The sequence below is a fragment of the Aeromonas sp. 25-AL00135 genome, from assembly GCF_054052385.1.
Map to the genome: position 1 here is coordinate 274,379 of NZ_JBSTYQ010000005.1, position 14,250 is coordinate 288,628.

General features: G+C 61.2%; 11 protein-coding genes and 3 tRNA genes. 10 read left to right on the plus strand and 4 right to left on the minus strand.

All coding sequences use genetic code 11. The annotated features are described in order from the left end of the window. Positions 1–173: 173 nt before the first annotated feature. Positions 174–629 carry a YchJ family protein gene (locus ACW5XC_RS06670; RefSeq protein WP_074042610.1) on the minus strand — a complete coding sequence of 152 codons (456 nt, stop codon included), beginning with the start codon at positions 627–629 and terminating at the stop codon, positions 174–176. Between the two features lie 123 nt (positions 630–752). Between ACW5XC_RS06670 and ACW5XC_RS06675 the strand changes: the two genes are divergently transcribed. The 4 genes from ACW5XC_RS06675 (at position 753) to ACW5XC_RS06690 (ending at position 5,676) form a co-directional block, all read left to right on the plus strand. Further along, a complete protein-coding gene (locus tag ACW5XC_RS06675; protein WP_042055851.1) occupies positions 753–2,420 on the plus strand; it encodes a methyl-accepting chemotaxis protein in 1,668 nt (555 codons plus the stop codon). A 132-nt stretch (positions 2,421–2,552) separates the two neighbouring features. After that, entirely contained in the window at positions 2,553–3,764 is a 1,212-nt protein-coding gene (locus ACW5XC_RS06680) for an ROK family protein (RefSeq protein WP_042055876.1), read from the plus strand. Between the two features lie 176 nt (positions 3,765–3,940). After that, a complete protein-coding gene (locus tag ACW5XC_RS06685) occupies positions 3,941–4,696 on the plus strand; it encodes a tRNA-uridine aminocarboxypropyltransferase (RefSeq protein ID WP_042055853.1) in 756 nt (251 codons plus the stop codon). A gap of 203 nt (positions 4,697–4,899) precedes the next feature. After that, a complete protein-coding gene (locus tag ACW5XC_RS06690) occupies positions 4,900–5,676 on the plus strand; it encodes a TSUP family transporter (RefSeq protein ID WP_005333472.1) in 777 nt (258 codons plus the stop codon). Positions 5,677–5,753: 77 nt separating this feature from the next. Here ACW5XC_RS06690 and ACW5XC_RS06695 read toward each other — a convergent pair whose 3' ends face one another. Together ACW5XC_RS06695 and ACW5XC_RS06700 are read right to left on the minus strand one after the other, a co-directional pair. Then, positions 5,754–6,620, minus strand: coding sequence for a LysR family transcriptional regulator (locus ACW5XC_RS06695; RefSeq protein WP_042055854.1), 867 nt, complete (start codon positions 6,618–6,620; stop codon positions 5,754–5,756). A 69-nt stretch (positions 6,621–6,689) separates the two neighbouring features. Then, entirely contained in the window at positions 6,690–7,607 is a 918-nt protein-coding gene (locus ACW5XC_RS06700; RefSeq protein WP_042055857.1) for a DMT family transporter, read from the minus strand. A gap of 173 nt (positions 7,608–7,780) precedes the next feature. Between ACW5XC_RS06700 and ACW5XC_RS06705 the strand changes: the two genes are divergently transcribed. From ACW5XC_RS06705 to ACW5XC_RS06715, 3 genes are all read left to right on the plus strand, one after another. Then, a complete protein-coding gene (locus tag ACW5XC_RS06705; protein ID WP_042055860.1) occupies positions 7,781–8,659 on the plus strand; it encodes a helix-turn-helix domain-containing protein in 879 nt (292 codons plus the stop codon). A gap of 262 nt (positions 8,660–8,921) precedes the next feature. After that, positions 8,922–10,559, plus strand: coding sequence for an ATP-dependent endonuclease (locus tag ACW5XC_RS06710; RefSeq protein ID WP_005333463.1), 1,638 nt, complete (start codon positions 8,922–8,924; stop codon positions 10,557–10,559). 198 nt (positions 10,560–10,757) lie between these two features. Next, positions 10,758–11,477, plus strand: a complete 720-nt coding sequence (locus tag ACW5XC_RS06715) for a hypothetical protein (RefSeq protein ID WP_042055862.1) — start codon at positions 10,758–10,760, stop codon at positions 11,475–11,477. Positions 11,478–11,571: 94 nt separating this feature from the next. Here the strand turns inward: ACW5XC_RS06715 and glgX are convergent, their stop codons facing one another. Continuing rightward, positions 11,572–13,635: a glycogen debranching protein GlgX gene (gene glgX / locus ACW5XC_RS06720; protein ID WP_042055864.1), complete on the minus strand. Its 2,064-nt coding sequence runs from the start codon at positions 13,633–13,635 to the stop codon at positions 11,572–11,574. Positions 13,636–13,831: 196 nt separating this feature from the next. On the opposite strand from glgX, the gene ACW5XC_RS06725 reads away from it, so the two are divergent. The 3 genes from ACW5XC_RS06725 (at position 13,832) to ACW5XC_RS06735 (ending at position 14,244) form a co-directional block, all read left to right on the plus strand. Next, a tRNA-Met gene (locus ACW5XC_RS06725) sits at positions 13,832–13,908 on the plus strand. A gap of 94 nt (positions 13,909–14,002) precedes the next feature. Then, positions 14,003–14,079, plus strand: a tRNA-Met gene (locus ACW5XC_RS06730). Positions 14,080–14,167: 88 nt separating this feature from the next. Then, positions 14,168–14,244: transfer RNA gene (locus ACW5XC_RS06735), tRNA-Met, on the plus strand. The last annotated feature ends 6 nt before the right edge of the window (positions 14,245–14,250 follow it).

Sequence of the window (14,250 nt, forward strand, 5' to 3'; positions counted from 1 at the left end):
GCCAAATTTGCGCTCGCAAACGCTCATTTGCTCGCGCGTTAATCAGCATTATGTGACATTTGTCACGCTTGTCATCCCATCGGTTTTTGGGCTGGTGGCGAATGGCAGGGACAAGAAAGAGGCATCTGATGCCCCTTGTTGGTGTTTAACGAGTCAGGTCGGTGTGTGGTGCGTCAGCCGCAGCACTTCTTGTGCTTTTTGCCGCTGCCACAGGGGCAGGGATCGTTGCGGCCGGTTTTGAGCGGCAGGGGATCGATCTCCCCTTCGGTGTAGACCCAGCGCCCCTGATAACGCACGAAGCGGGAGCGCTCATGCAGGCAGTGGCGCTCATCTCCCTCCAGAAACCAGGCTTTGAACTCCACCATCCCGGTTTCATCCTGTGGGCCACCCTGACTGGCGATGATCTCGAGACCATCCCACTGGGTGTCAGTGTGAGAGAGCTCTTCGGCGGTGAGGCCACCGAGGTGGGCAGGGTGCCAGCTATGGACCAGATACTCCCCCAAACCGAGCACGAAGGCGCTGTAGCGCGAGCGCATCAGCCGCTCCGGGGTGTCAGCCACCGCGCCATCGTGTAGTGAGCCACAGCACAATTCGAGAGAAAGGGTTGAGCCGCAAGGACAAAGATTCATGATTTTCACGTTCTGGCCGATTTGTTTAAGGGAATTGTAACGAAAGCGGGGCTTGCCCTGCCAGCATCTATACTGATGAGTAGGCTAGAAATTCCAATAAAAACAGCTGCAAGGATGTGAAAGATGACGCTAAAACAGAAAATCCTGTTACTGGGTGTGGTGCCCGTGCTGCTGATGGCCCTGGTGGTCAACCTCAGTAACTACATGGTCTCCAAAAGCGCGCTGGAGTCGGAACTGGTGGTGGCGAGGGAAGATGCCATCAAGGAGCGTAAAGCGCTGCTCAGCAGTTACATCATGATGGCCAAGACCGCCGTCGATGCTGTCTATGCCCTGCCGGATTCACCGGAAAATCGTCAAAAGGTCAAAGAGTTGCTCAGGCCGCTGCGTTACAGCAGTGACGGCTACTTCTTTGTCTATGACTTCGAGGGCAACACCGTACTGCTGCCGACCCGTACCGAGCTGGAGGGGAAAAACCGCTGGAACGACAAGGATGCCAAGGGCAAGTTGCTGATCCAGGATATCCTCAAGGTGGCCCGTCAGGGGGATGGATTCTCCGAGTACTGGACGGCCAAACCTTCCATCGGTCGCGACGCCCCCAAGCTGGCCTTCAACATGGTGTTGGACAAGTATCAGTGGGTGATCGGCACCGGCTTCTATATCGATGATATTGACAACGATCTGGCCGCCCTGCGCGCCGAGCGCGAGAGCAATATGTATGCATCGTTGCAGAGCAGCGTGCTGGTGATCCTGCTGATCCTGGGTATCACTCTGGTCGTGACGGTGATTGTGGGTAACCGGGTCACCAAACCGCTGGCGGATGCGGTGTCGGCACTTAATGATATCGCCGACGGGGAGGGTGATCTGACCCAGCGGCTCAAGGTGCAGAGTCAGGACGAGATTGGCCAATTGGCCAGCGCCTTCAACCGCTTCGTGACGCGGATCCAGTCGGTGGTGAGCCAGGTGGGGGAGACCAGCAATCATCTGTTCAGCGCAGTAGAGAAGTTGCACCACCTGAGCGAACACTATGACCATCAGATGCACGGCCACAGCCGAGAGACCGATCAGGTAGTCACCGCAGTGACCGAGATGAGCTCCACCGCCCAGGAAGTGGCAGCCAGCGCCTCCAACGCGGCCACCGCCACCAGCGATGCGGCGCGCGAATCCGATGCCGCTCGCGGCGTGGTCAGCACAGCCATTAACAGTATCAACAGGCTGGTGGGTGAGGTGCACACCGCCTCCGGCGTAATTGAGCAGTTGGCCCACGAGACCGGCAAGATTGGCTCCGTGGTGGAGGTCATTCGCGGCATTGCCGAGCAGACCAACCTGTTGGCGCTCAATGCCGCCATCGAGGCGGCCCGGGCTGGCGAGCAGGGGCGCGGCTTTGCGGTGGTGGCGGACGAAGTTCGCTCTCTCGCCGGTCGCACCCAGCAGAGCACCAAGGAGATCAACGAGATGCTGCAGCGGCTGCAGGGCGGGGTGAAGCAGGCGGTGGACGTGATGCAGGCGAGCGAGGAGCGCAGCCAGGAGACGGTGCAGGAGGCGAGCCACATCGCCAGCTCCCTCGACAGCATGGTGATGGCGGTCAGTACCATCAACGACATGAACATCCAGATCGCCACCGCCGCCGAGGAGCAGCACGCAGTCTCCGAGGAGATCAACAAGAACCTGGTGGCCATTCAGCAGATTGTCAGCGAGCTGACCAGCGCGGCGGTGGAATCCAACAGCACCACTCGCGATCTGGCCAGTACCGGCGACAAATTGCGCAAACTGGTCTCGCAATTCCGCTATTGATCTTGCAATGGTCCGTGACGGCAACCACAAGATGCGGCCTGACCTCCGGTTCAGGCCGCACTTTATTTGGGGATTGACCAATAATGTGTGAAAATTGCCAGCCTCTTTTTTTCAGCCTTTGCCCCATACCCTATGAATGAGATCGTGAAAGGTAGTATCGATTTGATCCGGCAGCTCAACTACGGCCTGGTCTATGCCAGCCTGGAAGAGCACAAGGAGCTGTCGCGCACCGATCTCTCCCGCCTGACCGGCCTCTCGCCTGCCAGTATCACCAAGATCACCAGGGAACTGCTCGATGGGGGGCTGGTGGTCACCTGTGGTGAAAGTTCGGTGGGGCGCGGCCGTCGTCAGACCTTGCTGCGCATCAACGAACGCCGCTTCCAGTTTCTCTCCATGCGTCTTGGCCGTGGCTACGTGGATATGGCGCTGTTTGACTTTTCCGGCCGTTCGCTGGCCCGCCAGCGCCACCTCTTTACCGAGGAGGAGCGCGCCGATCTGCTGGGCAGTCTGGTGCACGCCATCAAGGTGTTTTTGCCGAGAAAGTCCCTCAGTCTGGCCTGTATCGCCCTCTGCCTGCCGGGTCAGGTGGAGCGCCACTCCGGCATGGTCAAACACTTCCCCTTCTACGATCTGCGCAACTGGCCCCTTGGCCCGACTCTGCAACAGGCGTTCTCGGTACCTGTGCTGGTGAGCGGAGACGTGCGCACCTGGATCCAGGCCGAGCGGGAGTGGGGAGCCGCCAAGAATTGCGCCGATGCGGTGCTGGTGTTTGTCCACAACGACATCGGTGTTGGCATGGTGGTCAATGGCCAGCTCATCGAGAGCGAAAATGCGCTGCTCGGGGATCTCAGCCACCTGCAGCTCGAGCCCTATGGCCAGCGCTGCTACTGCGGCGGCTTTGGCTGCGCCTGCACCCTGGTGACCAATCAGGCGCTGGAGGCGCAATACCGGGATCTGCGCGAGCGGATGCAGGAGCACGACTTGCCCGAGAGCGTCACCATTCGCGAGCTGTGCGAGCTGGCACTGGCAGGCAACGGCCTTTGTCAGGATATTCTCCATCAGGCGGCGGGTCGCCTCTCCAAGGTGCTCTCCAACCTCATCTGCCTGCTCAATCCGGGCAAGCTGCTGCTGGGGGGAGAAATCACCCGTGCCGATCGGCTGCTGTTCCCCATGCTGCACCAGTCGCTGGCCAGCCAGTTGCCCGCCGAATATCTGGTGCGGCTGCAGATTGAATCCACCCACTTCTACGAAGACCCCACCAAGCCCACCTCGGTGCAGGTGCACAAGGCACTGCGCGATGGCAGCCTGTTGCTGGAGCTGCTGCGCAGCTGTCAGGAGTCGTAAGGCAAGAGGTGTTGGCGCTGCGTCTGGCGAAAGGGGCAGGGATTGCTGTTCCGCCAGCGCGTAACTCGGTACAATCTTGCGCTTTTCCGGCAGTCCCCCCTGTTATCGCGCCCCCGTGGCGCCATGACATGTTGGCACCGCTGCCGTTCCTGTTTTGACTCCAGTTGTGAACCTAGATGAAGCCTGTTCCTGATCACGCCGTCAACCGCCTGCGGGCCTGGCGCAAGAGTATCTCTACCCGACCGTTTCTTGCCCGTGGCGGCACCCTGGCCCGCTGTCCGGCCTGTCAGCTGCGCGAGGATTGGTGTGCCTGCGAGTGGCGCCCCGAGCTCAAAGCGGAGGCCGGTTTCTGCCTGCTGATGTATGACAGCGAGCCGATGAAGCCCTCCAACACCGGTCGCCTCATCGCCGATGTGTTGCCGGATACCACCTGGGCGTTTCTCTGGTCACGTACCCAGCCCCATCCCGAGTTGCTGGCCCTGCTGGCCGATCCCACCTGGCAGCCCTATGTGGTCTTTCCCGCTTGCGAGAAGGAGCCTGCCCGCCTGACCGGCGAGGTGACGCTGACACCGGGTAAAAAACCGCTCTTTATCCTGCTCGATGGCACCTGGCCGGAGGCGCGCAAGATGTTCAACAAGAGCCCCTACCTGGACGGTTTTCCGGTGCTTGCCATCAAACCCGATGCGCTCTCCACCTACGGCATGCGGGTGGCCAACAGCGAGGAGCACCTCTGCACCGCCGAAGTGGCGGCCTGCGTGCTGGAAGTGGCGGGGGAGCTCAAGGCGGGGCAGGCACTGCAGCACTGGTTCAATCTGTTCAGCAGCCGCTACATGGCCGGTCGGGTCAGCCGTTTCCCCGGTGCCGATGAGGATCATCTCTGTGAGGCACTGGCGGCCATCAAGGAAGCGAACGTCGCTTCAACGGCTTGCTAACGGGCACTCTGAGGGTTGGGCCAGGGACGTGGCCGCTCAAATTAATGAAAATCAGGAATCAATTGGCTGCCACTGTTTCGTTAGATTCATGGTCAGTGGCCCGCTAGGATAGCGGACAGCCTGTGCAGCCCCCCGCACAACGTCGTTTTGGTTATCTCCGGTTGCCCGACCCTTCGGGCAACCCACTCTCGTGAGGTCTATGGATGGAATTGGAACTGGTTACCCTGTTTGCCCTGTTCGGTGTAGCGCTTGTCGCCGGCTTTATCGATGCCATCGCCGGTGGCGGCGGCCTGTTGACGGTGCCGGCCCTGCTGGCCACCGGCATGCCCCCTGCGCTGGTGCTCGGTACCAACAAGCTGCAGAGCAGTTTTGGCTCCTTCTCCGCCACCTGGTTCTATGCCCGCAAGGGGCTGCTGGAGTGGGCCATGATCTGGCCTGCGGTGATCTGCACTTTTATCGGTGCGGCCATCGGCACGCTGGCCGTGCAGACCATAGACGCCGCCATTCTCGAGCGCCTGCTCCCTTTCCTGCTGATGGCCTTTGCCTGCTACTTCTACTTCTCGCCGCGGGTAAGCGATGCCGAGAGCTCCCGCCGTCTGACTCCCATGCTGTTTGCGTTGCTGGTGGGGGGCGGTGTCGGCTTTTATGACGGCTTCTTCGGGCCGGGCACAGGTTCGTTTTTTGCCATCGGTTTCGTGGCGCTGGCGGGCTTTGGCATGGCGCGCGCCACCGCCCATACCAAGCTGCTCAACTTCACCTCGAATATCGCCTCCCTGCTGTTCTTTGCCCTCGGTGGCAAGGTGGTGTGGAGTGTCGGTTTTTGCATGGCGCTGGGGCAGTTTATCGGCGCCCGCTTCGGCTCCAAGATGGTGTTGAAAAAAGGGGTGAAGCTGATCAAGCCGCTGCTGGTGACCGTCTCCTTGCTGATGTCTGCCAAGTTGGTGTGGAGCCAGTATCCGGAGCTGTTTGCCTGGATCTGAGCCGCGGCGAGTGGGCGACAAATCGGATGTTTACGGGGCCTTTTGGCCCCGTTGTCACATCTGGTGGGTCGAGACAGTTAGCGCGGCGTGTCGCTGCAGTGGCGAAAGTGTTGGCGCAGGGCGCTCACCAGCCGGGCGATCCGCTCTCGCTTTAGGCTGTTTGGTCGGTAGACCAGATGCAGGGGACGGCCCAGTCCGGGCAGTGGGCGGGCCATCTCCCCCTGTTCGCCCACCAGCCCCAGCAGGCCAGCGGGGAGCAGCACAGGGCCAATGCCTGCCTTGGCCAGTTCGATGAGCGCCAGATAGGAGTCGAGCTCCATGGTGGGCTCCAATCCCATATCTGCCAGCGGTTCGCGCAGGTAGCGGTTGGAGGGGTTCTCCAGATCCATGGTAAGGATCTTGCGCCTGCTTTCTGCGCTGGCTGGTGGCAGGCTCTGCTGCGTTTCGCCCACCAGATAAAAGGGCTCCTCCAGTAGCAGATCGGCGCCGAGGCCATGGCCGGGTGGGAGCCGACCGGCGCAGATGCCGAGCAGGGCATCACCGCTGCGCACCCGCGCCAGAATGACCGGGGTGTGGTGGGTAGAGAGGGCAAGGTGGGGATCGCGCTCCAGATAGTCACGCATAAAGTAGGCGAGATAACCCGCCAGCAGGGTTTCGGAGCAAGCGATGGGGAGGGGGCTCTGATCCGCCAGATCCTGACTATCGGCCAGCACCCCCTTCATTTCGGCCAAGCTCGGGGCCACTCGTTCCAGCAGCTCCTTTGCCTGCGGGGTGAGGCGGGTCTGGCGCCCCTCCGGCTCAATCAACTTCTTGCCAAGGCGTTGCTCCAGCTGGGCAATCCGCTTGCTCACCGCCGACTGGCTGATATAGAGGCGACTGGCCACCTTGGCCATGGTTCCTTCACTTGCCAGCAGGCTCAGCGTCTCCAGCCCTTCCAGTAACATCTCGCCCCCTTGTTTATCGCCATCAGGATCGTCACAGATTGATCAGCGCTACCTTAGGGGCTGACTGGCTCAGGAGCAAGGGTCGTTTGCTGCCTTGGCCGGTCGAATGCGCCATTCACTTAAGGGCGGTGCGAAGATCACCAGATTGCCGATGAGGCTGATCACCACTCCGGCCACCGAGACCGGCTGCCAGACAAAGCCTTCATAAAAGGTGGAGAGGGTAAGCGCCACCAGCGGAAAGAGCACGGTGGCGTAGGAGGCCTTGCTGGCACCGATGCGCCCCACCAGCGTCAGATAGGCGGTAAAGGCGATCACCGAGCCAAACAGGGCGAGGTAGACCATGGCCGCCAGATAGTGGCCATCGGTCGGCACCACCAGTTGCTGCCCGAGCAATATGACCCAGCCCAGCAACAGCACCACGCCGTAAACCATGCCCCAGGGCACCAGTTGCAGTACGTGGTAGCCGTGGCGTTGGCCTCGTGCCGAGACCAGATTGCCCAGCGAAAAGCAGAGGGTGCCGCCGCAGGCGAGCAGCAGCCCCTTCCAGCCGTTTGCACCCAGTTGCGCATCTGCCAGCACCGGCCAGAACAGTAACAGGGTGCCAAAGAGCCCCAGCAAGGAGCCTTGCAACCAGCGCAGGGTGGGGCGCTTGTTCTCGAACAGCCAGAGGTTGAGGCCGTTGAAGATGCTGGCACTGGCGAAGATCACCGCCGACATGCCGCTCGGGATATAGCGGGTGGCGTGGTAGAAGCAGAGAAAGTTGGTGGAAAAGAGCAGGGCACCGAGCAGTGCGGCGTAACGCTGGCCGTGCCAGGGGAGGCGTGGAAAGCGGCCGCTGGCGGTGAGCAGGGCAAACAGTGCCACCGCTGCCAGCAGGAAACGGTAGAGCACCGACACCTCGATGGGGATGGGGCCAAGTTGCCAGGCGATGGCAATCCAGGTGCTGCCCCAGATAAGCACGGTGGCAAGATAGAGCATCAGGTTCATCACAGTTCCGGTGAGTCAGGGAGAGATGACCCACTATGGGGCGAGCCCTGATGACTGGATTGCACCATCTTGCGGTTTTTCATCGCCCTGCGCTGTCATCTGCGGGCGCGGTCGGTAAGATGGATGGCAGCGAGATAACCCGTACACATAACCGGAACAGGTGGCAGGGGAGAATGAAAACAGCAGGGGTATTTGATGCACTGGTCAGCACCGGCGCCCGGCTGGAGGACGCCTGCTGGCTCGAACCCGGGCTTGGTGTCGCCAGTTGGCGCAACTGCTATGACCAGACCCGCTATCACAAGCCGGGCCACCACACCCTGAGTGTCTATCTGCAAGGAGGCGAGCAGACCGAGCGACTCGATGGGCCGGGTGGCCACGGTGGCACCGGCAAGGTGTGCATCATGCCGGATCACCACAGATCCGAGTGGCTGGTGCGCGAAGAGTTTCGCTTCTTTCATCTCTACTTCACCCCGGCTCACCTCACCCGTATCGCCGAGGAGGTGTGTGACAAGGAGGGGCGCCACCTGCAACTGGTGGACAAGACCTTTATCGACGATCCGCAGGCGGCCGGACTGGTGCAGCGCCAGTTGATGCAACTGCAGTGGCAGCACGGGGTCGATCGGTTGGCACTCTCCCACGGCGCCTGGATGTTGATCCTCCACGCCTATCGCCACCACACCGAGGAGGCTCCCGGTCTGCCGCCTCTACGCGGCGGGCTGGCGCCCGTGGTGATCAAACGGGTGCAGGAGTATCTGCAGGCCCATCTGGCCGATTCGGTCACGCTGGCAGAGCTGGCCCAGCAGGCGGGGCTGAGCGAGTATCACTTTGCCCGCATGTTCGGTCAGAGTCTCGGCTGCCCGCCCCATCGTTATCTGCTGGAGCTGCGCCTCAAACGGGCCAAGCAGCTGTTGGTTGGCCCCGAGCCGCTGGCCAGTATCGCCAGTCAGTGTGGCTTCTCTTCCCAGGCCCATTTCGGTAATCGTTTTCGCGAGGCGTTTGGTTTGACGCCGGGGCAGTGGCGGGCGCAATTGTCATCTTCTCGTCACAGATAACCCTGAGACTTTGGGCAAAAGAGGTGTACTCTCTACCACTTATCCATTGAAAGGAATGCCCATTGAATTATCGCAAACGTCAAATCCGTACCCGTCATCTCTGGTTCAGCCACTGGAATGCCCCGCAAGATCGCACCGCTGTTGTTACCCCTCCCGAACCTGCAGTGCCTCACAGTTCACGTTGAAAAAGCCCCGCCTGCGATAGGATTTTTCCGGTAACTTTGCCACTATTGCCCCATCACAATGATGTGGACATGGCTGGATGTTTCTGGAACGTATTGAAGTCAAAGGTTTTCGCGGTATAAATCGCCTGTCGCTCGGGCTGGATCAGACCACAGTATTGATCGGCGAGAATACCTGGGGTAAATCGAGCCTGCTGCGCGCCCTCTGGTGTCTGCTGGGGCAGGATGCCGAGCCCTATCAGTTCACCGCCGAGGATTTTCACCAACCGGAAGATCCCGAATTGGCCCCGGCGCGCCACCTGCAACTGGTGCTCACCTTCAGTGAGCACAGACCCCAGATGTGTCAGCACTCCCGTCGGCTGGCCCGTCTTTGCCCCTCCTGGGTGCTGCACAAGGACAAATTCCACCGCATTCACTATCGCGCCAGCGCCGAGCTGCAGGCGGATGGCTCTGTGCTCACCATTCACGACTTTCTCGACGGGGTAGGCAAGAGCCTGCCCATCGCCAACACCCACGAGCTGGTCTGCATGCTCATCACCATGAACCCGGTGTTCCGGTTGCGGGACGCCCGTACCGCTCGCAACGGGGTGGAGACATTGCAGTGGGGAGATCTCTCCGAGCATCGCCTGAGCGAGCTGGCGGACAAGCTGATCGACGAACCCCAGCGGATCGGCGAACCGGAGCTCAAAGAGGCGTTGCAGGCGGTGCGCCAGCTGATGGATCACTACTTCAACGCCCTGGCCCCCATCAAGAACAAGCCGCGCAGTCAGCGCGACATCATCAATCGCCCCATGACATTGCGTAATCCGGGCAACCTTCATACCCTGCTGCGCCGCGCCGATAACCGCGCGCTGCAGCTGGCGATGGCGGGGATGGCGGCTACCCTGTTGCAAGCGCGGGGCAACCGCGAGCTGGAGGAGGGGGCCCGTCCCATCATGATCCTGGAGGACCCGGAGAGCCGGCTGCACCCGACCATGCTGGCGCTGGCGTGGGGGCTGCTGGAACAACTGCCGGGCCAGAAGCTGCTCACCACCAACTCGGGGGACTTGCTCTCTTCCCTGCCGCTCAATCAGGTGCGGCGGTTGGTGCGCCGTCAGCAGGATATCCTCTGTCACCAGCTGGGGGGGGAGCGTTACAGCAGCGACGATCTGCGCAAGATCGCCTTTCACGTGCGGATCAACCGCCCCATGTCGCTGTTTGCCCGTTGCTGGCTGCTGGTGGAGGGGGAGACCGAGATCTGGCTGCTCTCCGAGTTGGCGCAGATCTGCGGTTACAGTCTGCGGGCCGAGGGGGTACGGATCATCGAGTTTGCCCAGTGCGGCCAGTCGCCGCTCATCAAGGTGGCGCGGGATTTTGGCATCGAGTGGCACCTGCTGACCGATGGCGACGAGGCGGGGCTCAAGTATGCCACCTCGGCCCGTGGCCAGCTCAAGGGCGAGCGGGAGCGGGACCGACTGACTCAGCTCCCTGCCGCCGACATCGAGCACTACCTCTATCACAACGGTTTTGAAGCTGTGTTTCGCCGCGAGGCCGGGGTGGGCGGGCGCGCCATGTGGAGCGCCAGCCACATCATCAACAAGGCGATCCATCACCGCAGCAAGCCGGGAATGGCACTGGCGGTGGTGGAAGAGGCGGAGCGGCTCGGCGCCGAACATATTCCGCCGGTGATCCGCCAGATGTTTGCCCGGGTGGTGGCGCTGGCCCGCGGTCAGGGCTAAAGCCAGCGCTGCATCCCGTCACTATGGATATGGCTGCCAGCAGTGCGCCCCTCAAGGTGGGCTCTGCTGGCAGCAAATTGCCCCGGATTGTTTGCCCACGATTGTTTGTCGCGATTGGGGATAGCCCTCGGTTTGGGTATACTCGCCCCTCTCTGGCGCCCCGGTGGCGCACCTCGAATCTTTACTGCTGGAGGCGTCGTGTTCGTCCAACTCCCTTTTTGGCTCTTTCCTCTCACCGGATTGATGGCGCTTGGCGCCCTGATCGCCCTCGGCATCGTGCTGTGGCGCGGTGATATCTGCCCTGGCCAGCGCTCGCGCATCAGTCAGCAGCTCTTCTCCATCTGGGTGATTACCGCGCTCTCCCTGATGCTGGCGGTAGAGGCCAAGGCGGCCAGCTGGCTCATCTGGAGTGGTGGGGGCGCACTGGTGCTCGGCGTCGGCTTGTCACTGGCTCAGTCACGGCTGGAGGGCAAGCGTTCAGTCCCCTCGACACTGCTCTGGCTACCAGCGTTGCCGCTCGCTCTCTATGGCATCGGGCTGCTGCAACTGCAGGGCTGGGTGAGCGGCCTGCTGCAGATGGCGATACTGGGGGCGGCCTTTGCCCACCTGATGCTGCTGCGGGCCCGTCATCGTCTCAAGGCATTCAACACCCTGTTGCCGCTGGCCGGTCTGGTGGGGGCGATGGCCAGCCTTGTCTGGCTGGCAGTGCTGGTGGGCTGGCAAGGGGGGGAGGCCAATCTCGATGCCCTGATCCCGGCGGTGGTGACCCAGGCAGCGTTGCTGGTGGCCTCTCTGCTGCTCTGGTTCAGCCCGCTCTATTTGCAGCGTGATACCGCGCCAGTGGTGGTCTCCACCTCCCTGTGTGGCCTGCTGATCGCCCAGATTGCCGCTACCAGTGTGTTGCACCAGCTGATCTGACACTGGCGCTGAAAAGAGAAAGCCCCGAGCCAACACTCGGGGCTTTTGCATATCTGGCTTGCAGGTATCGCTGCTATCAATTCACAGCAATCGATCAATAGAAATCGTCGGCCCCGCAGATAAAGAGGCAACTGCTGCGCGGCTGGGCCAGATATTCGCGGGTCAGCCCCTCCAGCGGCATGCCGAAGGTGCAGATATCCTGCGGCGAGGGGAGGGCGGTATCGAGGATCCGCCGCCAGTAGCCGCCGACTCCCTTGGGGGGGCTCGGCAGGTTGAAGGTGAGGGGCTCCCAGTAGGCGTTGAACAGTACATAGAGCGCCAGCTTGGTTTCGCTCGACAGCGCCGACATGGCGATGGCGTGGGAGTGGGAGCTGAAATCCGGTTGGCCGGCGTTGACCCCATGCCAGCAGATCTCGCTGTGGCGCAGGATCTCGGTGAGCGACAGCGGCATGCTCTCCTGCTCCGGGCGCTGGAACAGGTGTTTGCGGTATTGGATCAGCTCCTTCATAAAGCGGAACATCTCCTGACTGCGGGCATTGGGCAGCCAGTTCATCCAGCAGGTGGCATTGTCCTGGCAGTAGCCGTTGTTGTTGCCCCGCTGGGTGCGCAGCAGCTCGTCTCCCATCAGCAGCATGGGGGATCCCACCGAGAGCAGGGTCGCCACCATCATGTTTTTGGCCTGGCGCATCCGCAGGGCGTTGATCTGGGGATCTTCCGTTACCCCTTCATGGCCGTGGTTCCAGCTGAAGTTGTGATCGCAGCCGTCACGGTTCTCCTCCCCGTTGGCTTCGTTGTGCTTGCTGTTGTAACTGGCCCAGTCCCACAGGGTAAAACCGTCGTGGCAGGTAACGAAGTTGATACTCTTCTCGGGATCTGCGTGGTGATAGTGGTAGATGTCGGGGCTGCCGCACAGCCGCTCGACAAAGGCGGTGACGCTGTTGTCATCCCCGCGCAGAAAACGGCGCACATCATCCCGGAACTGGCCGTTCCACTCACGCCAGCGGGCGCCGGCCAGTGACCCCACCTGATAGAGTCCCCCCGCATCCCAGGCCTCGGCAATCAGCTTGATGTCGGCGATGTTGGGGTCGGTATCTATGGTGCGCAGGGTCGGCGCATTGGCCTGCGGCTGACCCGATTCATCCCGCGACAGAATGGCGGCCAGATCAAACCGAAAGCCATCGACGTGCATCTCCTGACGCCAGAAGTGGAGGCTGTCCATGATCATCCGCAGCACCACCGGATGGGCGCCGTTGAAGGTGTTGCCGCAGCCCGAATAGTTGGTGTCCTTCTGGTTGTTGTCGAGGATGTAGTAGGCCTCGTTGTCGATGCCGCGAAACGAGAAGGTGGGGCCATCATCACCCCCTTCGGCGGTGTGGTTGTAAACCACGTCCAGGATCACCTCGATATTGGCCTTGTGCAGCGCCTTGACCATGTCGCGAAATTCGGTCAGCGGATCATCGCCGCAGGCGTATTGGGCGTGGGGGGCGAAAAAGGACATGGGGCTGTAACCCCAGTAGTTGGAGAGTCCTTTGGGCGCATCCTGAGGATCGAACTGGAACACCGGCAGCAGCTCGACGGCGGTGACACCGAGAGATTGCAGGTAGGGGATCTTCTCAATCAGCCCGAGATAGGTGCCACGCAGCGCCGGATCGACCCCGGAGCTCGGGGACTTGGTAAAGCCCCCCAGATGCAATTCGTAGATCACCGAGCGGGAGAGGGAGTGAGCGGGCAATTTGTCTCCTTCCCAGTCGTAGTGGCGAGTATCGACCACCTTGTTCTTGGCGCAACAAGCCAGATTGCTGCCTGGACGGGCCGCCGCCCATCGATCGTAATTGGCGCCAAGCTCGATGCTGCGGCCGTATGGGTCGAGCAACACCTTCTCGGCATCGAAGCGGGTGCCGCCATATGGGCGCCACGGGCCCTGAATGCGATAGGCGTAACGTTGCCCGACCGAGATCCCCTCCACATGGATATGCCAGTAGTAGGCGGTGCGGTTGAGGCGCGGGGAGAGGGGGATCACCTCGGGGGTCGCATCGTCTGCGCTTGCGAAGAGCAGCAGTTCGACCCGGCTGGCGAGGCGTGCCCAGATCGCAAAGTTGACGCCGTTACTGTCGGGTGTGGCCCCCAACTGACGGCAGTGACCGGCGGAGATGCGCATATTCTACCTACCCAAAATGAGGAGTGTTCACCTTATTGAGTGTAGTGCCGGATGCCAGACAAGGACTCGATTGCCTGAAAAAACAGCATGATGCTGCTAATGACCGCACTATTTGTCCGATTAATCTACGAATAAACTTTTTTTGAGATATTTACTTGCAATCTGTGCGCTGGCGCCTATTATTGGCGACCTCAGACGCGGGGTGGAGCAGCCCGGTAGCTCGTCGGGCTCATAACCCGAAGGTCGTCAGTTCAAATCTGGCCCCCGCAACCATCTGAGATCCTGACCAGCCAAGCCGGTGTAACCGGTTGGTGGGAAAGGAGAAATCGAACTGGCTACTGCTCGGCCACTTCGAGAAAAATTCGGACGCGGGGTGGAGCAGCTCGGTAGCTCGTCGGGCTCATAACCCGAAGGTCGTCGGTTCAAATCCGGCCCCCGCAACCAACTCTTTCGTCAGCTTGCGATTGTATAAACAGTCGAAGGCAGACAAACGCCAACAAGCCACTGCTCGGCTTGGGGGTGACAATTCGGACGCGGGGTGGAGCAGCTCGGTAGCTCGTCGGGCTCATAACCCGAAGGTCGTCGGTTCAAATCCGGCCCCCGCAACCAACTCTT